Origin of the sequence: Flammeovirga yaeyamensis (genome assembly GCF_018736045.1) — a bacterium.
GTDB lineage: Bacteria > Bacteroidota > Bacteroidia > Cytophagales > Flammeovirgaceae > Flammeovirga > Flammeovirga yaeyamensis.
Map to the genome: position 1 here is coordinate 3,140,350 of NZ_CP076132.1, position 25,197 is coordinate 3,165,546.

General features: G+C 36.6%; 13 protein-coding genes and 1 riboswitch. Of the genes, 4 read left to right on the forward strand and 9 right to left on the reverse strand.

Annotated elements, in window-relative coordinates:
- Positions 1-8: 8 nt before the first annotated feature.
- Positions 9-4,439, reverse strand: coding sequence for a di-heme oxidoredictase family protein (locus KMW28_RS12435; protein ID WP_169663137.1), 4,431 nt, complete (start codon positions 4,437-4,439; stop codon positions 9-11).
- A 564-nt stretch (positions 4,440-5,003) separates the two neighbouring features.
- Here KMW28_RS12435 and KMW28_RS12440 point away from each other — a divergent pair.
- The gene (locus KMW28_RS12440) at positions 5,004-5,948 is read left to right on the forward strand and encodes an NAD(P)H-dependent flavin oxidoreductase (RefSeq protein WP_169663136.1); all 945 of its coding nucleotides are present in this window, start codon (positions 5,004-5,006) and stop codon (positions 5,946-5,948) included.
- 60 nt (positions 5,949-6,008) lie between these two features.
- On the opposite strand, the gene KMW28_RS12445 is transcribed toward KMW28_RS12440, so the two are convergent.
- Together KMW28_RS12445 and KMW28_RS12450 are read right to left on the reverse strand one after the other, a co-directional pair.
- Positions 6,009-8,417: a glycoside hydrolase family 19 protein gene (locus KMW28_RS12445; RefSeq protein ID WP_169663135.1), complete on the reverse strand. Its 2,409-nt coding sequence runs from the start codon at positions 8,415-8,417 to the stop codon at positions 6,009-6,011.
- A gap of 178 nt (positions 8,418-8,595) precedes the next feature.
- Positions 8,596-9,288, reverse strand: coding sequence for an HAD family hydrolase (locus KMW28_RS12450; RefSeq protein ID WP_169663134.1), 693 nt, complete (start codon positions 9,286-9,288; stop codon positions 8,596-8,598).
- 260 nt (positions 9,289-9,548) lie between these two features.
- On the opposite strand from KMW28_RS12450, the gene KMW28_RS12455 reads away from it, so the two are divergent.
- Positions 9,549-11,048 (forward strand): NAD(P)H-hydrate dehydratase, encoded by a 1,500-nt coding sequence (locus tag KMW28_RS12455; protein WP_169663133.1) that lies wholly within the window; start codon positions 9,549-9,551, stop codon positions 11,046-11,048.
- A 28-nt stretch (positions 11,049-11,076) separates the two neighbouring features.
- On the opposite strand, the gene KMW28_RS12460 is transcribed toward KMW28_RS12455, so the two are convergent.
- Together KMW28_RS12460 and KMW28_RS12465 are read right to left on the reverse strand one after the other, a co-directional pair.
- Complete coding sequence (locus KMW28_RS12460; protein ID WP_169663132.1) at positions 11,077-12,291, reverse strand: adenylate/guanylate cyclase domain-containing protein; 1,215 nt, start codon at positions 12,289-12,291, stop codon at positions 11,077-11,079.
- Positions 12,292-12,431: 140 nt separating this feature from the next.
- Positions 12,432-12,857, reverse strand: a complete 426-nt coding sequence (locus tag KMW28_RS12465) for a hypothetical protein (protein WP_066206459.1) — start codon at positions 12,855-12,857, stop codon at positions 12,432-12,434.
- 242 nt (positions 12,858-13,099) lie between these two features.
- Between KMW28_RS12465 and KMW28_RS12470 the strand changes: the two genes are divergently transcribed.
- Together KMW28_RS12470 and KMW28_RS12475 are read left to right on the forward strand one after the other, a co-directional pair.
- Complete coding sequence (locus KMW28_RS12470; protein WP_169663131.1) at positions 13,100-15,250, forward strand: prolyl oligopeptidase family serine peptidase; 2,151 nt, start codon at positions 13,100-13,102, stop codon at positions 15,248-15,250.
- A 169-nt stretch (positions 15,251-15,419) separates the two neighbouring features.
- Positions 15,420-17,792 (forward strand): outer membrane beta-barrel family protein, encoded by a 2,373-nt coding sequence (locus tag KMW28_RS12475; protein WP_169663130.1) that lies wholly within the window; start codon positions 15,420-15,422, stop codon positions 17,790-17,792.
- A 70-nt stretch (positions 17,793-17,862) separates the two neighbouring features.
- On the opposite strand, the gene KMW28_RS12480 is transcribed toward KMW28_RS12475, so the two are convergent.
- The 4 genes from KMW28_RS12480 to metH all read right to left on the reverse strand — a co-directional run bounded on the left by KMW28_RS12480 (position 17,863) and on the right by metH (position 24,566).
- Entirely contained in the window at positions 17,863-18,618 is a 756-nt protein-coding gene (locus KMW28_RS12480) for an acyl-[acyl-carrier-protein] thioesterase (RefSeq protein ID WP_169663129.1), read from the reverse strand.
- Positions 18,608-19,504: an aldose 1-epimerase family protein gene (locus KMW28_RS12485; RefSeq protein ID WP_169663128.1), complete on the reverse strand. Its 897-nt coding sequence runs from the start codon at positions 19,502-19,504 to the stop codon at positions 18,608-18,610. Before KMW28_RS12485 ends, KMW28_RS12480 begins: the two co-directional genes overlap by 11 nt.
- Positions 19,505-19,648: 144 nt before the next feature.
- Complete coding sequence (locus KMW28_RS12490; RefSeq protein ID WP_169663127.1) at positions 19,649-20,650, reverse strand: hypothetical protein; 1,002 nt, start codon at positions 20,648-20,650, stop codon at positions 19,649-19,651.
- Positions 20,651-20,762: 112 nt separating this feature from the next.
- Entirely contained in the window at positions 20,763-24,566 is a 3,804-nt protein-coding gene (gene metH, locus KMW28_RS12495; RefSeq protein ID WP_169663126.1) for a methionine synthase, read from the reverse strand.
- Between the two features lie 100 nt (positions 24,567-24,666).
- Positions 24,667-24,775: riboswitch (SAM riboswitch) on the reverse strand.
- Positions 24,776-25,197 lie beyond the last annotated feature (422 nt).

The window sequence follows — 25,197 nt, forward strand, 5'->3', positions numbered from 1 at the left end:
GTTCTATACTAAAGTGATTCAACAAATTTGATAACAGCCTCTTGTTCTTCTAAAGTCAACGCCTCGTAAGCAGCTCTAGATCCTGCAGCTTCTCCACCATGTTTCATAATGGCTTCTCCTACTGTAGAGGCTGAGGCATTGTGCATAAACAATAAAGCTTTGCCATTTCTTTCAAGTACCTGCATGTTGTAATACAAGCCCCAAAGTGGTGGTGTTCTATAACTGCCACCTGTGCCAATATTATGAAGTTTCATATCCGTATATGGTCTTATCACAATATCTTTAAACATTTCTGGTGCATCAGATCTTGTCTTTTGTGTTTCTGTATGACAGCTTACACACCCTGCCTCAATAAATTTCACATGACCTACAACTACTTGAGGATCATCATATACTCCTTTCGATCTTGTCGGTACCGTTAAGAACTTTGTGTAGGCGACCAATTGATCAAAATCTTCTTGAGAAATCTGATCTGGATCTGAAGCATCCACTCCATGATCATTTAACAATGCAGCTACTGTTTGAGATTCCACAGTTGCTTGTGATCCATCCCAAGTTAAACCTGCTTCCGCTCCAGCAATCCATTGTAATAAACCTACACCATAAACTGGTGGTGGCAGTAATTGACCTTTTGGTGTATTGACCAATTCAGAACCTCTACCGTCTCTAAAGTGACAAGATCCACAAGAAGTTGATCCAATATTAATCTCTCCTAAAACTCTGTTATCTTGCTGACCATCACCTTGTGTTCTATGTCTAACTCCATGGAATAAGTGATGTCCTTCTAAGAAATCATCTACATCATCATCGTCCTCAAGAGTAATCAAATGTTGAGTAAATACGGCGTCTTGTTCTTCTTTTGTAAACTGACCAGAACCTGATAAAATCATGTTACTTGATGCTCTTCCTGCCATTGATAATCTAGGATCACCGAAGGTGTTGAAACCTTGACCCACTACATAGTTTTGGAAGGTATTATAATGCTGAGCACCAATACTCCAAGGTACGCCATCTACTAATGCTGTTACTGCTGTAATTTCATATGAAATGATGTTACCATAATTTACAGTTGTGATGTCTGACCATGGGTATAAATCACCTCCTTGATCATAAGTCGGACCACCCGGTGCAATGTAAGCTGCATAAGATGGTGTTGACGCTCCACCTTTGGCTAGGAATTCCATTCTACGAACAGGAATTCTATTACCACCTTCCCAAATCAGTTTATCCTTATTTGGTAGCGTTTTTTGATCTTCGTGTCGGATTTCGTTGTCTTTCGTCGAGTACAAGAATTGCTCGAATCTCACATTATCAGGAGCATCATACACTACTGTTTCGTAACGGTCTAATGTTCTTAATAATGATCCATTATGTGATGCATCAAAGATTGCTTCTGTAATACCATCTTGAGGGTGAGGGTGTCTAAATCTCATCCAACTCGCTCCTTTTGATACAATTGCTGGTCGACTATCCGGATCGATTCTCTCTCCTTTTGTTGTGAACAAGCCAGAGTAGACCCAAATATCAGCTGGATCATACGTATTCATATCCGTATTACGCTTGTATCTGAAGAAATAGTAGAAATCGCCAGCGTCCACACATTCCTGAGGAACATTGGCCTGCATATTATCTCCCAATTCGGCTGTATAGAAAGTTACTTGGTTACAAGAACAACTCATCTCGAAAGTACCTGAATTGGTTTGCATTTGATCGGCAACACCAGGTCCAATACTAACAGATACTTGTGTTTTATCTTCGCTTAAATCAAATGACCAACCGTGTTCTCTTGCTGGCGAACCAACTGTTGGAGTTGGCAATGCAGGTGCAGGATATAATACCAATGGAATATCTCCACAAGGATCTTCTTCACATGGAGCACATGGACCACCACAGTCTACTCGGGTTTCCCCTTGGTTTCTAATACCGTCGTAACAAGTAGGAAGTGGTCCTCCTTCTAAAATAGCTACATTACCTAAATCAATCGGACAATCTCCACCATTACCCCAACGGACAAATACGTGGTAATTTCCAGGAGCAAGATCTGTGATAGTGATCCATTTTAAGTCATCGTTCTCGCTGTAAGGATAGGTTACACCTCCATCTAATGAGAATTCTAAAACATCACGTCCAGCTACATCATCGAATGATAAGGTTAATATACCATCGTTTTCATTTTCGAATGATTCGTCTTGTTTTGTAACTGTTGCATTTGGATTTGGAGTGCCATTACAAACCACTTCACATGATATACAATCAGGTCCACCACAATCGACTCCAGTTTCTTGTCCATTTTGAATACCGTCATCACAAGTAGGGCATGCAGTACAGCTTGATCCTCCACAATCGACACCTGTTTCGTCTCCATTTTGGATACCATCATTACAAGTTGGTACAAAATAACATTGAGTTACTTGAGCTACTTTCTCTTGTTCATTCGAACCTTGTACCTTGATCGTATAATCCACTCCTGCTTGCACTTGAACATATCGTTTATAATATCCATCTTCTTGAGCATCCGGAGGGTAACAACCACCATTCATACATAAATACAATGCTGTTCCTAGATCTTCCGAGTAGTATAAAACTCCTTGACCATCTACGATTGTTAATCCAAAGTCAGCACAAGTGCCTTCTCCAGTTCCGCCAGACTGACAAGGGGTACAAGATCCACCGCAGTCAATACCTGTTTCATCTCCATTTTGGATACCATCATTACAAGTGTTTGTCACCACTTCTTTTACTAACCACCAAACATTACCTGCTGACTCTCCATTCGTATCTCCTTCATTATTATCACCTGCGTAGTAATATAAAGGTTGGCCATCAAAAGTTAATTGTAATCGACCATCACAAGTTCCACTTAAACCAAACTCTCCTGTGACCCCATTGGGTAATGAAGAAGGTAAAATAAGGTTTACTTTAGCATCGGTAACAACATACGGCCAACTGTCTTCACAACCACCAGTACAGCTTCCAAATTCATTGGTATCATTATCCCAAGTATAAATTGCTAAAGCAGGTTGGTTTCCATACTTAGCCGTTAAATATTGACCGTGAGTTGGGGATGTTGCTACCGAAATCACTAAATCTTCTGGAGTCGGTTGAGGTGGTTCTGGACAAGTTGGACACACGCCACCACAATCAACATCTGCTTCGTTCCCGTCTTTTATGCCGTTTTCACAAGAACCCACCGTTACTGTACCTAAACTAGTTTCACAATCGCCATTAGACCAACGCATACTTGCTACATAACTACCTGCAGATTTATTATTTATCGTTAAACTACCTTCAGAAATAGCGACTTTATAGTCTGTGTTATCAATATTGAAAATGATAGAATCGTAATCGTTTGCTACATTATTAAAAGTAAAGGTCACCGATCCATCTAAAGCTCCATCTGAAGTTTCATTTATTGTGGTAACACCCGTAAATACTGCATTTGGATCGTTTAATCCTGTACAAGGTTGAGGTGGAGCAGGTTCACCCAGGAAGTTTACTTTATCAATGTTTAATGCCGCATCTCCTGTCTGGAAAATAACTGAAAAGCTATCTCCTTCCTGTATATCCAATGCTTTTGATACCGTTTGATAGTTACCTACCCATGCACCCGTTGATGAAAACTGTATATTGCCTTGGTCTATGCCATTTACAAAAATTGAAATCTCTCCACTTAGTTCAGAAGCATATACTAATTCTACAGTAGATGATGCCGGAGCACTGTTGATTGTAAAACCGGCTCCTTGTGCAGAAATATAAGCTACTCCATTTCCATTTGATGCCGCCCCATCTTCATAAATAGAAGCACTGCCTACAATGATTGCTCCTTCTGCTTCCACCATATTCGAGTGAGTTGGCGGAGGTGTTGTCTGACAAGGTTGACAAGAAGATCCTCCACAGTCAACTCCAGTTTCATCACCATTTTGAATACCATCGTCGCATGTTGGAGGAGTCTGACATGGAGTACATGATCCCCCACAATCAATACCAGTTTCATCACCGTTTTGTATACCATCATTACAAGTAGGTGTTGGTGAAGGAGAATCTCCTTTAGCTACTGCAACTACAGAATGAAGGTCAGATATATACTGTCCTGTAGATGTCGCAATCTTAATTTGAATATCATAAGTATTCCCCACTGTAATACCCGACACTTGTCTTTCCCAACGGTTACCCACTTTGGCACCGCTTGTACAGTTACTACCCAAACAGATGTAATTCCATCCACCTGTCCAGCCTGCTTGATCGTTAAAATAAATCGTTGCTGTTCCGTTATCCACTTCAATACCGTATTCTTGAGCGTAACTCATACTTGTATTAAAGAACATAAAGAACAATGCTGAGAACATTAATTGAAACGTTTTCTTAGAGCCATCTATAGTCAGCCGCTGGTAAAGCTCACTAAAGAAATCACCCTTTTTCATAGTAGATAATTCATTCATTTGTTTTTCCGTATAATGAAATAATTCCGACCGTTTTTCGGTTTTTCTGATAGCCAATTTATTTCTAACGGATAGATCTACCCAAGAATACACTACTACATGATTACATTGAAAACTACTTTTTTATTTCATATTAGTGTTTGTTTTACGTTTATTGCTATTCTCCACTTTATACCTCCTTTATAGATATACTATTTCTTTTTGAAGTAGTGAAAATACTTCATTCAAAAACTCAATAATCATTAAACAACAATAGAATATATTGATATTAGGTAGTAAAAAATCTCTTTAACAATGTAAATTCGATGATAACATCAAATGCTCTCTAGGAATGAATGCTCCTAACATGGGATATTTCAAATTCAATAATTCTGGAATAAATAAAAGATAAAATCATCCTTCTATATGAGTGATATTTATACGTCAAAATCAGATTAGTCATACTTCAAAGAAAATATTAATCACCACTATTCAATTTTTATATATTTGATAAGCTGACTTTCATCCTCAAAAAGATGTGGGAAAAATGTTTAATTTTCGCGTTATAACACAAATAACATAAGTATGGAAAACAACAGAATTTGTCAACTTTTTGATATTCAATATCCTATTATCTCAGGAGGTATGGTTTGGTGCAGCGGATGGAAGCTTGCATCTACAGTTAGTAATGCCGGAGGTTTAGGTTTAATTGGTGCTGGATCGATGCATCCTGAAACATTTTTGGAGCATGTTCAAAAATGTAAGCAGGCAACTGACAAACCTTATGGTGTAAATATTCCTCTCTTCTACCCTGAAGTAGATCGTTTAATGGAGATTATTGTCGATGAGAAAGTACCTATCGTTTTCACATCAGCAGGTAGCCCTAAGAAATATACGGGATTCTTAAAATCGCATGGTATTAAAGTAGTTCAAGTGATTTCTTCTTTAAAGTTCGCTTTAAAATCTCAAGATGCTGGTGTAGATGCAGTGGTCGCTGAAGGATTTGAAGCAGGTGGACATAATGGTAAAGAAGAGACTACAACCATGTGTTTAATTCCTCCTATTGCTGAACAATTGGATATTCCAGTAATTGCTGCTGGTGGTATTGGCACAGGTAAAGGAATGTTGGCGGCTTTCGCTTTAGGTGCAGAAGGTGTGCAAGTAGGTTCTCGTTTTGCGATTACGAAAGAATCTTCGGCTCACGAAAACTTCAAAAACAAGGTCGTTGAAGTAGGTGAAGGAGAAACAATCCTAACATTAAAAGATTTAACGGCTGTTCGTTTGGTGAAAAATGAATTCTACCAAAGAGTAGCTGAGGCAGAAGCTAGAGGTGCTTCTAAAGATGAGTTGGCTGAAATCTTAGGAAAACGTCGTTCGAAACGTGGTATTTTCGAAGGTGATCTAGCTGAAGGTGAAATTGAAATTGGCCAGATTTCTTCTCAGATCAACGATGTGCCAAGTGCTGCAGAAGTTGTTGAGGAAATGATGAAAGAATTTGAGCAACAGAAAGCAGTAATTGCTGGTCTATAATCGAATTATCTTAATATTGAATAAACCTCCATCAGTGTTTACTCATGGAGGTTTATTTTTTTACTTCTTAATCACTTTTCTTTGTTCTAACACCTTATCACCATCATATAATTTGATATGATAAACACCTGTCTGAAAATTCTCTAATTGTACTTGATTTCCTCCTTCAATTAATTCCTTTTCTAACATCACTTTTCCATTCTGATCATAGATAATTAATTGAATTTGATGATGGAGTTTGGGCAAGTCCAAATTTAACGTATTCGAAGTTGGATTTGGATAGATGTTCATCAAAAATTCTTCAAGATCTAGATCCGCTGTTTGTCGAGTATTTGATGTACAATTCCCTATCGGTTTCCACCAGTGATCTGCAGTTCCAGGAACCACATTGTATAGATTATTGACCAAGCTTTCGTAAATCGCTCCCTCATAAGCTACTTGATCACCCATCTGATAAATTGTAGGGTAAGGAGCATATTCATTTATCCCATCACAACTTCCTGTACCTCCACCACTATTCACCTTTTCCTTTATTTCGAAAGTTTGAGAGACTGTTTTGGTTGCTCCCTCATTATCTGTAGCTGTTACCTGAAGACCATAAACCCCAAAACTTGGAGGTGTAAAATCAAAGTTACTTCCATCGAAATTGCTTGCCCCTATACTTGAAACAATTGAAGCAATAGAACCATCTACATCATTAGCATTAATAGATATATTAATCGGAGTTAATACCTCCTGTTCTATCACTTGATTTTGAGTTGGACTAACAATACTCACCGTTGGTGGAATGTTTGATGATCCACTTCCTCCATCTGAACATGCTCCCATAAACGACCAAGTAGTTTCATCTGTTCCGGGAGTAATGCCCGAGGCCCACCACTTATTAAAAATATAAAGATTACCCTGATAGGTCACCTTCAATCCGTTGGTTTGATAGGTTTTAGATGCATCGTATTCCTCAAAACCTGTACAATCTAACGTTGCACCAGGGCATGCACTTTGGAATTTCCAAACATCAGAGGCTCCTGGGATATCTGAATCTTTGGTCTCCCATGCCGATTGATAAATCAAATTATTATACACCACTTGAATGCCTCCTGTATACACTTTTGCTTCCCAAGCATCACCACAATTCACTTTAGGGTCAATCACTTCTATCGTTTTTGTGGCATCACTCGAAACTTCTAAAGCATCGGTGGCAGTCACCTTAATTGTATACACTTTATACTGATTTGGTGTGAAAGTAAACGATGTTCCCTGATTAGAAACGACTACTCCATCCAAAGAAAATTCTACATTATTTATGGCTGCATCATCTTTATCTATTGCATCGACAGAAACTGAAATTTCTTCAAAATTATCTTGTCTGATTTCTGAAAAAGTAGGTGATAAAAATGAGATTCTTGGCTCTTGAGGAATAGGTTCAGGCTCTATTCCTCCGAATGCTTTTTGATTGGCACATCCACAAGCATTACAACTTGATCCTCCATTAAGATCAGTAGAAACACCTAATATACCAGAGTGTCTTTCATAATGACCAATTCTTGATAACACTTTGTCTTTTTCTGTTCCACTTCCACATTCCAAACCGCCATTGATAATGTTTACCGTTACCCCAAAACCTGGCGATCGTCCATTTTGTGCATCATAAGATGTCGGAATCCAATTGCCTACCATTACATCGTGTGCCGAAGGTTTAGGATATTGAGGGGTCATCCAAAACCAAATGGCCGTTTGAAATGCCAATGCTCCGTCTTCTATCACTCTTTCGGGGTTGGCCAACAAAACATTTTTATCGCCATAGAAAAACTGACTCACCTGTCCATAATTGTAATTCCAACTAAGTTGAATCGGACCTCTACCATGATACGATTTCCCTGCCACAGCAGGATAATCAGGGTGATTGGCTTCCACATAACCAATCAAATCTGTTCCGGCATAACTTACTTCTTCTCTGAAATACAAACCCCAAGCATATTTACCTCCTGGTGCTGTGGCCCAACCTCCAGTAGTTTCTTGAGAAAGGTTAGCCAAGAATGCCGATAACTCTCGTGTTCTTGTTTCCACATCACCTTCTTTTAGAAATAAACCATAGTCGACCTCCTTTGTAATAATTGCTTTTTGAGCATTCCAAGAATCATCAAAACCAGCATCCGTCCGAATCACTTTTTGATCACCTGTAGTTTTATCAATTCGTGTGACTTTATAAAGGTTTGTTCCCGAACGCCTTTCCATAATCACGGAGATCTTTGACATTCGATCCATGGCATCAAGCAAGCTTTGGTAGGTGTAAAAATCGTTTTCTGGATTAAACTGATATCCTCCACCTGGCCTTTCTTCTGTTCCAAATCGATAAGGAAAAAGTTCGTTGTACTGTGCTTCTGTTAAAAGTGCTTGAGCGAAACTCCACTGTGTGATGCCCATCCACAGCATCAATAATAATAATCTCTTCATGTTGTAATCGTTCATTTCAAAAAAGTTTAATTTAGAGTTAAAATTCACATCGATTACAATGATGATGGATATTTGATGGAATACAGAATTAGAGTAGAGTACAAAATAGTATAGCACAAAAAACAAAAAGGGGTACACGAAAAATCTCCGTTGTACCCCTTCTTGTCTATATTATTTGATCTAAACGTATGGATTATTTATTCCAAGCATCCACAGTTTCCAAGTTCCAATCACTAATTTTGATTGTTTTAAACCCTAACTCTTTACACTCTTTTGTATATTGTTCTGGCTTATCATATTCTTTATTGGCTTCATCATCATGAATTACTAAATAACCATTACCCACATATTTCATCATTGGGAAATCGCCATGAGAATTACCATAAGCAACTGTTGGCTTGATTCCTCTTGCCTTCAAATTATCAACTTTACCTTCTTTGTCGTTGATGTTGATATTCTTTGCTTTTAGCTTCTCCGTTCTAAACTCAGAACCAATCACCACATCAAAAGAATTATTTAAATAGCGTTTGTTTACCTCTTCGGCAAATCTCACTTCAGAACCTGTACATAAAACTAATGTGTAACCCTCTTTTTTAAGACTATCCACAACAGTCATCATATAAGGATACACTCTGATATCGTGTTTCTTAAAAAACGATTTTAGATATTTTGGATATTTTGGATTGTTACTTAGTTCAGTTAAACCATTGACTAAATCATCCATAGTTTCAATCTGACTAGTACTATATTTCTTGGCAAAATCTGCCAATGCATAGTTTGGTGATTCAGAAATTAACGTTCCATCCATATCAAAAACAGCAATTTTATCTTGAGCTAGAACAAATTGTGAAACAAATAAAAGGGTAATTAGTAAAATCTTTTTCATTTTCTTCTGCGATTATAGTTTATATCCGTATTAACGTAAAGTTAAGAGTTTATTCATACCATATAAGATCATAAACTTCCCAATTAAGATCAAATACAATTTATTCACTTTTGTTTAGAATTCTGTTTTTTCAAAATTATAATACTATGATTTCTTGATGTAAGACAAAATAGAATCAATAGGTAAAAATTAGGAAAGGTTTGACTGATATTTAAACTTTTCTTATTAAATTATATCAAGCAAAACATCAAGAACTATACATGAAACTATATACTGCACAACAGATAAGAGATTGGGACAAATTCACTATTAAAAACGAACCCATCAAAAGTATTGATTTAATGGAACGTGCCGCTGGCAAATTAACTGATTGGTACCTTGAAAACTGTGGCGGTTATGAAGATGTGAGTATATTTTGTGGTATTGGAAATAACGGTGGTGATGGCTTAGTGATGGCAAGACTCCTCTCCAATGAACAATTTGATGTTAAAGTTTTCATTGTCCACTTTGGAGAAAATCCTTCTCCCGACTTTACTGAAAACTTAGAACGCTTACCTAAGAAAATTGATTGTGTCCACATCAAAGAATCTACTGATATTCCTGAGTTAAACAAAGAAACTGTGATTGTAGATTGCATTTTCGGATCAGGCATCTCTCGTCCTCCAAAAGGAATTACTTTGGATGTGATCACCAAAATCAATAAATCAAACAATCCAGTCATTTCAGTAGATATTGCTTCTGGACTGTATACCGATCATTATTCTACCCATTTTAATAGCATCGTAGAAGCGGATATCACTCTCACATTGGAAGTTCCAAAACTTTCTATGTTGTTCCCTGAAAACGAAAAGAATGTAGGTGAATTACATATACTAAAAATTGGATTAGATAAAGAATATGCAAGGACTGTAGATTCGAATTTCTATTTCACTACTTCACAGACAGCAGAAAAGATTTACAAACCTAGAAAGCGATTTGATCACAAAGGCAAGTTTGGTCATGTGTTATTAGTAGGCGGAAGTAAAGGTATGATTGGTGCCGTACAATTGGCCACTAGATCTGCTTTACGATCTGGTGCTGGTAAAACCTCTGTAATTGTTCCATCTTGTGGTTACGAAATCCTTCAAGCTACCTGCCCTGAAGCCATGTGTATTGCTGATCCATCTAGAAATCATATTGTCGCCTCTACTCTATTAAAGCCTTACACTGCCATTGGTATTGGACCAGGAATAGGAAAACATGAACAAACAAAAAAAGCGATCCGATCGATCATTGAAGACGCTGAAAAGCCGATTGTCTTAGATGCTGATGCTCTTAATCTGTTATCAGAAAATAGCGATTGGTGGGAAATGATTCCCGAAAACTCCATTTTAACTCCTCATGTTGGGGAATTCGAAAGACTAGCTGATATACATTTCATCAATTCATTTGACCGTTTAGAAGCCGCTTCAAAAATGGCTCAGGATCGAAAGGTGATTATTATTCTTAAAGGGGCAAATACTGCGGTCTGTTTACCAAATGGTGAAATTCACTTTAACTCTACTGGTAATCCAGGATTAGCCAAAGGTGGAAGTGGTGATGCTTTGTTGGGATTAATTACTGGTTTACTCGGACAAAAATACAATTCCATGGAAGCAGCTATTCTTGGTGTCTACATTCATGGAAAAGCTGGTGATTATGCCGCACAGAATATGAGTATAGAATCTGTGACCACTTCTGATGTGATTGATCATATTGGGAAAGTGTTTCTTGGGTTTTAGTCTCAAAAGGTTTCTCGGGATGTTGAAACTAAGCTAATTTAAAAATCTTAGTCGGCGTTTCCATCCCTTTCAATTTCACATCACCAATTTCTTCAATGTCAACATCACTCTTTTCCATGCGATCAAAGATGTTTTCTGAGATTAAAAACTGACTGTTATACGTCTTATTTAAAGATTCTATTCTTGCAGCTATGATCACGTTCTTTCCTGTAAGTGAATAGGCTTTTCTTTCGTCGTTACCTATGTTACCTGCTACAATATTTCCGCTATGAAGGCCGATCCCAATCTTTATTTCGGGTATTTTCTCCTCTTCCACTAATTGATTTATACATTGAAGTATTTCAAAGCCTGACTTTACTGCATCCTTTTCATGCCCATCATATTTGATAGGTGCTCCGAAAACTGCCATCAAACCATCTCCTAATAATTGAAGAACTACCCCATTATTTTTTCGAATAATTTCTATCAATTCACCAAAAACAATATTCTGAAATTTAGCAACCTCTGAGGGAGCTCGTGAATCTGCAAAAACAGTAAAATCTCGAATATCTAGGAACATAATGGAGGCATCAAAATTAGTGGTTTTAATTTCTTCTTCGCTGCTAATCATATGCTGAGCGATTTTCTGAGAGATCTGCTGACCAAATAGGCCCCTAATTTTTTCCAATAACCTTTTAGTGACTTTTTGCTCCTGACGTAAATTATGTTCCAATCGTTTTGTCGATTGAGCATAGAAATTAATTAAAAGAGACGTAATTATTATGGTAAAGACTGCATTTGAAATATAGGAAAAATGCAGCATATCTGTATCTAAAGAATAGATACCATGTTTAAAAACAATGGATATTGTTACATAGACTATGCAGATTAATATCAATAATCCGAATTGTACTTTTCTATTCCAATTTGGATTAAAAAAGCTAAGGCCTGCTAAATAGATTAACCAAAAATGAGCACCAAATCCCCATCCTAAGAAATAAGTACACAATACTTGATGAAACAACAGTTCCACACAAGCTAAGAAGAAAGCATAATTCTCGTGCTTATTGTTATTTAAATAGAGGGCTGATGCAAATGCTGGACAGCTAAAGAGAATATTAAAAATGACTAGTTCTGTTACACCAATGTACCAAAATAGAAAGATGGCAGATATATGTCCTAATAGTCCAACTAAATAGGCTCCCTGAGTAATTTGATGAAACTTTTTAACTTCAAACTTTGGGTCGTTTACCTCATTGATCATTATGAGAGATTTTAGAAATAGTATAATGGGTGATTGATAGTTATAATATGAACAATGATAATGAAAAAGACAACCAATACTCCTTCAAATACTTGAATTCATGTTGATTGTCTTCTTTTTTAGATCTATTTATATGATCACTATATTCTGATTCCTAGACCAAAACTTAATGCGAATAAGTTTCTTGCGAAGTAATAGTCTCCGTTAATCTGCAAAGAAAGGTTGTTATCAATGTATCTTGAATAACCTCCACCAAGTGCAAAATCGGTAGTATTAATAAGCACACCTTTCATAGAGAAATGAAGATTAGGCACCACATAAACTCTAGAGCCCAATATCATATTACCTCCATTATTGAGGTATTCGTACCCTCCCATTAAAGTCATGTTGGAAGCCATAAAATAGTTAAGTTCGAAGTTGCCGTAAAACTTCACTTTATCAGCTCCAAAAGCGGGACCAATACTTCCTGATAATTCAATGTTTCCTCCATTGTCCTGAGCTTTCACTTCATTAGTAAAAGAAAAAATTGAGACAATAAAAGCCGTTAAAATGAGTATTTGTTTCATTTAGTAGTTTGTTGTTTTGTGACCACTTTATTCAATGTTGAGGATATTGTATAAAGCTGAATAAATCGTTATCAAATTCCCTTCCGAAGACTATAATAATTATCATATCATTAAATAATACTTCTCTAGGAACTCATTTTTTAGTTGGTAATGCGAAATTATAGTTTTTTTAAGAAATGATTTTTGAATACCTGTTAAATCAATTATAAATTATGCCAAAATAACCATATAATTTTTTAAACATGAATAAGAACATCGTTTCGGCTCTTCTCTTAACTAGCGTTGCAGCCTTTACTGCATGTAATAAACAAATGCCACATAAGTATCCTGATACTAAAAAAGAAATCGTAGAAGACGAATATTTCGGTACTAAAGTACAAGATCCTTATCGTTGGTTAGAAGACGATAAATCTTCTGAGACGGCGGATTGGGTTGCAGAAGAAAATGAGGTAACTCAGGCATTTCTTGCCAAAATTCCTTTTAAGAAAGGTATTCAAGATCGTTTAACTGAACTTTGGAACTACGAAAAAATTACCGCACCTCGTAAACATGGGAATTGGTTGTATTTCTATAAAAATGATGGGCTTCAAAATCAATATGTACTGTATAGAAAGAAACCTAATTCTGATGTTGAGGAGGTATTCTTAGATCCTAATACATTCTCTGAGGATGGTACGACTTCCCTATCAACAATCAAATTTACTTATGACGGAAAGTTAGCAGCTTATGCTACTTCTACAGGTGGATCTGATTGGAGAGATATCTATGTTCTAGATACAGAGACTAAAGAAATTGTTGAGGCTCCGGTGAGAAATGCGAAGTTTACAAACATCGCTTGGAATAAGAATAAAGGATTCTATTACAGTAAATATGACCAACCTAAAGAAGGTTCACAGTTATCAGGTATGACACAACATCATAAATTGATGTACCACCAATTAGGTACATCCCAAAATGATGACAAATTGGTCTTTGGTGGTAAGGAAACACCAAGAAGATATGTGGGTGCCTATGTTACTGATGATGAAAAATACTTAGTCATTACAGCTGCTGTGAACACAACAGGCAATGAATTATACATTCAAGATTTATCGAAGAAGAATGCACCAATTATTACATTGGTAGACAACTTCGATAACAACCACAGCATCATTTATTCTGATAACAAACAATTCTGGATCGAAACCAACTACAATGCGCCTAATGGAAAAGTGGTAGTTGCTAAAGTAAATGCTGCACAAAGAGCTCATTGGACAGATTTAATTCCAGAAACTGAAAATGTGTTATCGGTAAGTACTTCTGGAAAGAAAATCTTTGCGAAGTATATGAAGGATGCTATCTCAAAAGTATATCAATACGATTTAGAAGGGAAGAAAGAAAAAGAGGTAAAATTACCGGGTGTGGGTACTGCATCAGGTTTCTATGGTGAAGATGAGGATAAAACTTTATTCTACACATTCACTTCATACACTATGCCTTCTACCACTTTTGAATACAACATCGAAACGGGAGAATCGAAAGAATATATTCGTCCGAATGTAAAATTCAATCCGAACGATTATACTTCTGAACAAGTATTCTATAAATCAAAAGACGGTACAAAAGTGCCAATGATCATTACATATAAAAAAGGATTAAAGAAAGATGGACAAAACCCTACGATCCTTTACGGTTATGGTGGGTTTAGCGTAAGCTTACAACCTCGTTTCTCTGTGGCCAATGTAGTATGGTTAGAAAATGGTGGTGTTTACGCTGTTCCAAACCTTAGAGGTGGCGGTGAATATGGAGAGAAGTGGCACCTTGCGGGTACAAAAATGAACAAACAAAATGTTTTTGATGATTTCATTGCAGCTGCAGAATACCTTAAAAAAGAAGGGTATACTTCTACTGAAAAACTTGCCCTCCGTGGTGGTTCTAATGGTGGTTTGTTAGTAGGTGCGACAATGACGCAACGTCCTGATTTAGCTGCAGTTGCCTTCCCTGCCGTTGGTGTTCTTGATATGTTACGATACAATAAGTTTACAGCCGGAGCAGGTTGGGCTTATGATTATGGTACAGCAGAAGACTCGAAAGAAATGTTTGAATATTTAAAGGGTTACTCTCCTTACCACAATGTAAAACAAGGGGTTAATTATCCTTCTACATTAATTACTACAGCCGATCATGATGACCGTGTGGTTCCAGCTCACTCATTTAAATTTGCAGCTGAGCTACAAGCTAAGGATTCAGGTAAAAACCCTGTTCTTATCCGTATTGCTACAAATGCTGGTCACGGTGCAGGTAAACCTACAAGCATGATTATCGAAGAATATGCAGATATCTTCGGATTTGCTTGGTACAATATGGATGTTACTCCGTCATTGGATCATAAAGTGGATTCAAAGACGATGTAAATCATCCTTTTATCATCAAAGAGCCCAGAATGTTTAATCATTTTGGGCTTTTTTTATTAATAGACCTAAACATTAACACTCTCGATTCTATCTTTAGTGATAATTATCAGTTAAAAAACCTAAATTTGCATCTTCATACTATCATATAACTTTCAACTTTCATCTAATAATGAAAACTGTAACATTTAGTGTCAATTTAATTGTATTACTGTTCGTCACGACTTTCCTATTTGCCAACGACAACCTTGATAAAAAAGGAAATGTCAAAGGTCAGATTATTGACCAAAACGATGGTAGCCCTGTTGGATATGCTACTGTATCATTAAATAACAAGGATAATATTTCCATTGGAGGTGGTTTAACTGATGATGCCGGTCAGTTTAGAATCAAAAATGTGCCCTACGGTACTTACACCTTAATCGTACAATTCGTTGGTTACAACACATTACAAAAAGAGCTAAAAGTAAATGCTGCTTCTGTTGATGTTGGACAAATTAAGATCGGCGAAAATGTAGAACAACTCGAAGAGGTCGAAGTAAGGGCAGAAAAAACAAGTATCGAACGTTCTATTGATAAAAAAGTCGTAAACGTTAGTGATGCTATGATTGCTGAAGGAAACTCAGTTTCTGAGGTATTACAAACTATTCCAGAAATTAGTGTGGGTTCTGATGGAGCCATCTCTCTAAGAGGAGAAAGTAACGTTAGAGTACTTATTGATGGTAAACCCTCACAAATTGATCCTGCACAGATTTTCCAAACTTTGCCTGCCGGTTCTATCGAAAAAATTGAGGTCATCACTAACCCTTCGGCTAAATATGATCCTGATGGTTTATCGGGCATTATCAATGTGATTACCAAAAAAGATAAAATGAAAGGTCTTAACGGTAGTGCTAATATTGGTGCAGGTACTGGCGAGAAATACAATGGGTATTTAGGATTGAACTATAGAATCAAAAAGTTCAACTTCTTTGGACAAGGTTCATATGGAGAAAATAGATTCGAAAATCAAAAAGACTTAAGACGTATCTATTCTGATTCTTCTATTCCTTCTTTTGATCAGAAAGGTGATAATATCAGAAACGGTCGTTACTACAATACAAAATTAGGTGCCGATTACTTCTTGGATTCTACCAATACCATCACGTTCTATGCTGAACTTTGGGATTGGAAAGGTGGAGAAGAAAACTTCTTTACGAACAACAACATCCAAGGAGATCAGATTATCTTCTCTCAGAAAGAATACGGTAACCAAAACAATAGAGCGAGTGGTCAATCCTTCAGCTTAAACCATAGAAAAGAATTTAAGAAAGGTATTTTAGAGAGTGATGCTTTCTATAATGGAGGTACATCAGATTTCTCCACTTCATCTACACTAGAACAAGATGCATCAAGAAACTCATCTGTGGGTACCGATGCCAACTGGAATTATGCTTCTTTAAAAGTCGATTACTCTCATAAAATCAATGATAAATCGTCTTTAGAAACAGGTTATAAAGGTGAATTATTAGATGCTTCAGCTCAGATATCAAATAATTTGGGAGGAGTAATTAATAACTACAGCTATGATTATGATCAATACATCAACTCATTATATGGATCATACAGCATCGCTTTAGGTAGCTATTCTATCAAAGCTGGTTTGAGAGGAGAAGTTGCTACCATTGATGGTACTGTAAAAACAGAAAGCGGTCAAGATACCACTTATAGTATCAACTATGCGAGTTTGTTCCCTACCCTTCATGTTCAGAAGAAAATGGGTGAATTTAATACTGTTGGTGTAAGTTATTCGAGAAGAATTAACCGTCCTGGTATTTTTAACATGCTTCCTATCGAGCAACGTTCGAACTCATCGACTGTATCTGTGGGTAACCCGAACTTACAACCGTCTTATACCAACTCCATCAGCTTCGATCATAGTTACAACAAGAATAAATTAGGATTAAACACGAGTGTTTATTTAAGACATAGTACAGATATCATTAGAAACGTTTCCAGATACGATTCAGTTGAGGATGTCACCGTTTACACTTGGGCCAACTTAGGTTCGTCTATGACAGGTGGTGCTTCCATTTCTGCCAATTATCAAATTGCTAAATGGTGGAATATTGATGCCAACTTAAACTTCTTCTACTTGGAGATTCAAGATGACAACGAAGAGTTTACTGTTCCTCAAGATGCTAATCCTATCAACTGGACGGCTAAATTAAATACTCGATTTACTTTACCAAAGAACTTCACGATTCAAATTATGGGTAGATATGCAGGTCAGCAATACGATGCTCAGAATATCACACAGCCGACTTACGCACTTAACCTTGCAGTAAAAAAGGCCATCTTAAAACGTAAAGGTAATATCTCATTCAAAATTGATGATATTATTAATAGTGGTTTCACTAAAGATGTTTACGGTCGTGATTTCCAAGAACAAACTTACTATTTACAGGAACGCCCTGTATATAGATTATCTTTCTCTTATGCCTTTGGCGGACAGTTCCAAGGTAGAAAAGCGAGAAAGTTACATAGTTCTGGAGGGATGAATTAGGTAGTAGGTAGTAAAATAAAAAGAGTCAGTTTCAAAAATGAAGAAACTGACTCTTTTTGTTATATCTTTTTTATATTAATTCCCACTTTGTGTGAATGATACAAGCAGGTTTATCTTCTTTATAAATTCCAGTAATAAGGTGATAACCGTTTTCTGATTGCTGTTGTTCGGTAATCACGTCGACTTCCTGATCCAAGATTACTTCTGATAAGTAGTTGATCTCTACTTCTACCAATTTCTTTGATTTAAACGAATGTGGAATACTGTCCAACATCCAATCAAAGTACTTGATGTTATTGACATGGTTTACCGGGTCCAACTCAGAATACACCACTTTTCTTTTCGACTCGAAATCTTTAGATGAAGGTGGTTTAAGTTTACTTGGTTTCTCTAAAGTATTTAGATCATCTCTTTGAGTCACCTTATCCATAAACTCGGTAATCATAATGGGTCTTCTTCGCCTTAAATCGATGCCAAACCAAATGGAAGAACCTTGTATGATTACATTTCCTTTATCATCTTTAATCAAGAAATTTCTTTGGGAAGATAGTTTCTGAACATCATACACCCAAGTGGTAATATGAAGGTCTTCTGTCCATTTTGGCCACTTTTTGACTTCATATTTCAAGCTTCCTAATACCCAAGCATGACCGTTTTTCATCATTTCTCTTAGCCCAAATTTTTCGGCATTGGAATGATTCCCTGCCACTTCCTGAAAAATTTCAGAAATAGTAGAGGGCTTCATTTTATAGCCGGGACCAATTTGATGTGCTTTTACGGTTTGATGTTCCGACCACACTCCTTCTTTTAAACTACTACTCATCATCCATCATCTCAACGGTGAATGTTGCAGAGAAAGTCTTACCTTTTTCTAATGTTTGATTTGCATATTTCTCCTTGAAATTATGATTCTCATCTCTAAGATCAGCCACTCCATACCAAGGTTCAATACATACAAAATCGGCATTCTTTCCAACTGGAGTCCAAATTCCTAGAAGTGGCCAATCTTTAAAACCAATTCTCAGTTTTCTAGAATCATCTTTCTTTGTATAAATATCAAGATATTCCGATTTGAAATGATCGAAAATGATGGCATCGTCCTTAAATGTATCAAACTTTAACGGAAGGATTTTCTCCCCTTTCAATGCATCATGTTCAATGGCTCCGCTTCTTAACCCGTTATCCAATAATAATCTTTCAAACTCTTCTTGATGAGAGAATTCGATGACATAATCTTCGAATGATGTACCTGGAACGAAGTTGGTATTAAAACCTGGGTGGGCTCCCACTCCAAAATAAATAGTTTCCATATCCAAGTTATCTACTTGATATGTAATACTTAATTTATTGTCTTTGATCTCATAGATCGTTCTAAAAACAAACTTATAGGGATATTTCTGAATGGTTTCATGATCAAATCGCAATTCGAAAATACACGACAACTCGTCTTGAGTCACTAATTTATGTTCCATATCACGAGCAAAACCATGTTGAGGGAGTTTATAATTTACTCCATCCACTTCGTAATATCCTTCCTCTACTTGTCCAACAATTGGAAATAATACAGGTGCATGTCTCCCCCATACTTCCTTATCGGCTTGCCATAAATATTCTTGTTGATGTTGTTTATGATATACCGAATGTAACTCTGCCCCGTCTCTTGAAATCTTAACTGATAATACGGCGTTCTCTAGTGATACTAATCTGCTCATTTATGTTTAAATACGTAATGGTCAATATTTAATGTCTTTATCAAAAATTGATGTTTAAAAAGACATATTTTGTTGTAGTGAAAATAGAAAATTTAACTATAAAGTAAAAAGGGAAAATGAAGAAGTAGTGATAAAAAAGACTAATTATTGAGTAAATAAATTTTGATCAGTCTGATTATTAAATTTGATTACATCAATAATATCCTTCGTCAGTTTGTGAAACTCATTGATCTCACCTTCCAATACTGAATACTCTTCAATTTTATAGGTATTAATATATCCTTCTAACCCTTCCTCACCAAGCACTATTAACTTTCTTATTTTCAGAGCTGCATCAGTTTTATAATTTTGTCTTTTAATTTCTTGCTCTATGTGTGTTGGGATTTTAGTAAGAAATGCTCTGACATAAAATGCTTTAAATTTCAGATCTTTAGATACTTGAATAGGAGTTCCGTTTTGATCTTTTAAAAATAACTGCACCTCTTCAACTTCTCCTATTTTATGCTCTATAGGATGTTTTATTAAAGTTGAGTAAAGCGAAAATAATTTGTAATTAACGATTTTATTTGAGCCTTTTAGATTCTCAATTCTGTATCCTAAGAATAATTTCTGATTATTGTAGGTTTTCACTGAGTAGTTTACAGATGATAATGGTTGATCATCTAATAAAAAGCGAACACGACAAAGGCTATCCTCATCTTCATATCTACTTATATATTTTCTTATTGTCCCCTCTTTCAGCTTCATTTCAATTGTATTCATCAAAAATAATTCTGCCTTAACAGAATCAAATTCAGATAGGGGCAATTTTTGATAATAAGGTGGATGCAATAATATTGTATCACGTTCCATTTTAGTCATCGCTAGATTACCTTCCCTCTCAACTAACGCCTTATAAAAATTCTCATCTATATAATCAAAGACTTTCACCTCAATAAAAGGTGGTTTCTCTGAAATAATTTCATAGTCAATTCTCTCAAGAGCGTTCCATCTTTTAGTGAATAATTTTTTAGACTCCTGATAAGAATCTCCTGTAATTTTAAACTTTACAAGAGAATAGGTTTGTGTTGATTTCTCATCATTTGATGAAGTACATGAAAGTAAACAACATACGATTAGGAAGAGAGAAGTTATTTTGTTCAGCATGATAATTTAGTAGTTAAATAAAAAAGTCAGGTGATACTTTCTTAAAGTAATCACCTGACTTAAATATACTATTTGTAATTAAAAATTACTATCGGTATTCTATTATTGTGAATTACAGAAGAACTGTTCCCAACCATCTTCTCATTTCGTGTTCTGGTCGGTTGACACGCTCTGCGTAATCTTTTAATTGATCTTCGTTGATTTTACCCAAACCGAAGTATCTCGATTCTTGGTTACCGAAATACCAACCTGATACCGCCGCAGCAGGCGTCATAGCATAGCTTTCAGTTAATTCAACACCAATGTTATTGGTTACATCAAGAAGCTTGAATAATTTGTCTTTCTCAGTATGATCTGGACAAGCAGGGTAACCCGGAGCTGGACGAATACCTTGGTATTTCTCGTCAATCAGATCTTCATTATTAAAGATCTCATCTTTTGCATATCCCCAAATTTCCTTTCTTACTTTCTCGTGCATCAATTCAGTAAAGGCTTCTGCTAAACGGTCGGCTAAAGCTTTTACCATAATGCTGTTATAATCATCATGATCCGCTTCGTATTGTTCGACCAATTTATCTAAACCAATACCTGCAGTTACTGCGAAACCTCCAATGTAATCTTGTCTACCTGATTCTTTAGGTGCGACAAAATCGGTTAAACAGAAGTTTGGCTTGCCTGCTGCCTTTTTATTCTGCTGTCTTAAATGACATAACAACTCTGTTTTCTTAGAACGATCTTCTTTAAAGAATATCGAATGATGATGATCTGCATCTGGTAATTCAACATCAGTAACTTCGAAATCATACAACTCGATGTCATCATCATTGACACTGTTCGCAGGGAAGAAACCAATAACTGCATTGGCTTGCAATAATTTCTCGTCGATGATCTTTTGTAGCATCGCTTTAGCATCTTTATAAAGATCTGTCGCTTGAGTTCCTACAACTTCATCTTTTAAAATTGCAGGGTAACGACCGGCCAATTCCCACGTTTGGAAGAATGGCGTCCAATCTAAATACTTAGCAATTTCTTCCAAGTCATATGCTTCGAATACTTTTGTTCCTAAGAACGATGGCTTTGTAATTGAAGAAGTTTCCCAATCGATAGCCAATTTATTTTTACGAGCATCTTCGATTGAAATCAGCTTTTTCGCGCCTTGGCGTTTAGCGTGAGTAACTCTTAAATTAGCGTATTCATCTTTGAATTCTTGAATAACTTCTTTGGTGTATTCCTTATTCTCCGATGTATAAGCAGATGCAATTGGCACTGACTTAGAAGCATCCAATACGTGTACTACTGAACCTGAATATTGAGGGTCAATTTTTACCGCTGTATGTACTCTTGAAGTCGTTGCCCCGCCAATCATTACTGGAATATTCAGTTCTTGACGTTCTAATTCTTCGGCAACGTAAACCATTTCGTCTAGTGATGGAGTGATCAAACCACTTAATCCGATAACATCTACTTTTTCTTCAACAGCTGTTCTAATAATTTTATCCAACGGCACCATTACTCCAAGGTCGATGATCTCGAAGTTGTTACAAGCTAATACTACACTAACGATATTTTTACCGATATCGTGTACATCACCTTTTACGGTCGCCATCAAGATTTTACCGGCAGAAGATGAAGCTGATAATTCTGGATTATTGGCTTTCTCTTCTTCAATATATGGAATAAGAATCGCTACCGCCTTTTTCATCACACGAGCAGATTTCACTACCTGAGGAAGGAACATTTTACCCTCTCCAAATAAATCACCTACTACGTTCATGCCATCCATCAAAGGACCTTCGATCACTTCAATAGGACGAGCGAATTTCTGACGTGCTTCTTCTACATCTTCATCAATAAATTCTACTAAACCTTTTACTAAGGCATGAGATAGACGTTGTTCTACTGGATTTTCTCTCCAAGATAAGTCCACCTCTTTTTTCTTACCTTTTGATTTTACTGTTTCTGCAAAATCAACTAAACGTTCAGTAGCATCTTCTCTTCTATTCAAAAGAACATCTTCAACATGTTCTAATAAATCTTTTGGAATTTCTTCATACACCTCGATCATACCTGGGTTCACAATACCCATGTCCATACCTGCTTTACCAGCATGGTATAAGAAAGCGGAGTGCATTGCTTCACGAACTGCATTATTTCCTCTAAATGAGAATGAAATGTTGGAAACACCACCACTTACCATCGCATGTGGTAAGTTTTCTTTGATCCATTTTGTGGCTTTAAAGAAATCAACTGCATAGTTGTTGTGCTCTTCGATACCTGTGGCAACTGCCAAGATATTCGGATCAAAAATGATGTCTTGAGGTGCGAAACCCACTTTATTAACAAGAATATCATACGATCTCGAACAGATTTCTTTTCTTCTCTCGAAGTTATCTGCCTGACCATCTTCATCAAATGCCATGACAACTGCTGCAGCACCATATTTTTTGATGGTTGTTGCTTTATAAATAAAGTCCTCTTCTCCTTCTTTCAAAGAGATCGAGTTGACAATACCTTTACCTTGCAATGTTTTCAGACCTGCTTCAATAATTTCCCATTTTGATGAATCCACCATAATTGGAAGCTTGGCAATATCTGGTTCAGATGCGATTAGATTTAAGAAACGTGTCATACATTCCTTAGAATCCAACATCCCTTCATCCATATTGACATCAATTACCTGAGCACCACCTTCTACTTGGTGTCTTGCAATTTCGATGGCTGCTTCAAAATCACCGTTTTCAATCAAACGACGGAATTTGGCAGAACCTGTTACGTTGGCCCTCTCACCCACGTTAACAAAAATGCTATCCGGCTTGATCGTTACAGGTTCTAAACCACTTAATCTTTGGTAAGGTGCTTGAGTTGGAATTTCTCTCACCTTCGCTTTGCTGAATGTCTCTGCAATTCCATTAATATGGTCAGGTGTTGTACCGCAACATCCACCAATAATATTCACTAATCCATCAAAAGATTCTAAGATTTTACTCATCTCTTCTGATGTCTGATCGTACTCACCAAATTCGTTAGGAAGACCCGCATTTGGATAGGCTGAAACGTTGGTATCAGCAACACGAGATAATTCTTGAATGTATGGACGGAGTAAATCTGCGCCTAATGCACAGTTCAATCCTACACTAAATAGATCTGCATGTCTGATAGAGTTCCAGAATGCTTCGACTACTTGTCCAGAAAGCGTTCTACCCGATGCATCTGTAATCGTACCAGAAACCATCAATGGTAAACGTTCTCCTTTATATAAATTAGGGAATTCAGCCTCTCTCCCTTTTGGAGCTGCAGAAACTACATTTCCTTCTTCAACATCAGTAAAATATTTATCAGCAGCAAATAGAGCTGCTTTACAGTTTAGCGTATCAAATACTGTCTCGATTAAGATCGTATCCGCTCCACCTTCTGCTAGACCTTGTACCTGTAAATAGTAAGCTTCAACAAGATCATCAAAAGTAACCGCTCTATAACCTGGATCGTTTACATCAGGAGAAATAGATGCCGTTCTGTTCGTTGGTCCTACTGCTCCCGCTACAAAACGAGGTTTGTGAGGTTCCAATTCAGTGTATTCAGCTGCTGCTTCTTTTGCCAACTTTGCAGAGGCATAGTTCAACTCATACACATCTGGCTCCATTTGATAATCGGCCATAGCGATAGTCGTACCACTAAATGTATTCGTCTCAACGATATCAGCTCCTGCTTTGAAATATTGTTTGTGAATATCACGAATAATATCCGGCTGAGTGATAGAAAGCATATCATTGTTCCCTTTCACATCACATGGGTGATCTTTAAATCGTTCACCTCTGTAATCCTCTTCACCTAATTTATGCTTTTGAATCATGGTACCCATCGCACCATCTAATATGAGCACACGCTCTTTTGCTAACTCTCTGAGTTTTTTCGACATCTGATATTTTAAAAGTTACGTTTCACATCCTCTCCCTTTGAAGAGTTAAAAACGTGCTTAAAAGTTACTGTTGAGACTTCCATTCCCGATTGAATGCTATAGCTCATCTTTCTCGGACACCTCCGAGGCGGGATTTGGCACCTGAAGCTGGGCGCAACGGTTGCCATGACATCTACGAGCCCGATCTCTTATGTCATTCGTGATAAGCACAGTGCAAATTAAATACAAAATGAAGAAAAGACCATATTTTATTGAATGAAATCGCCTTTTCGTCATCAATTTTAATACGAATACTTAATTTTTTTCAATTTTTTTAAATGTTCAATTTATCCAATAAACATAAGAGTATTTGATACACTTTATAAATTTAGAAATGGGTTGCGCAATCTGTTTCGAAACCTTTCGTACAGAAAAATAAAATCACGTTATCCGTAAATGACAACCGATTGCGCAACATGTATCGCAACATTCCGAAACTTTAAAAAACAGAAATCCAAAAATAGTACAACAATAGTCCACTTTTAGACAAAAGAACTGACTTACAACAATTTGTAATTCTATAGATTAAGACTTAGAATTGTAAAAGACAAAAACATAGCTATCTACTGCGCAAAACTTGAAATGAATTATA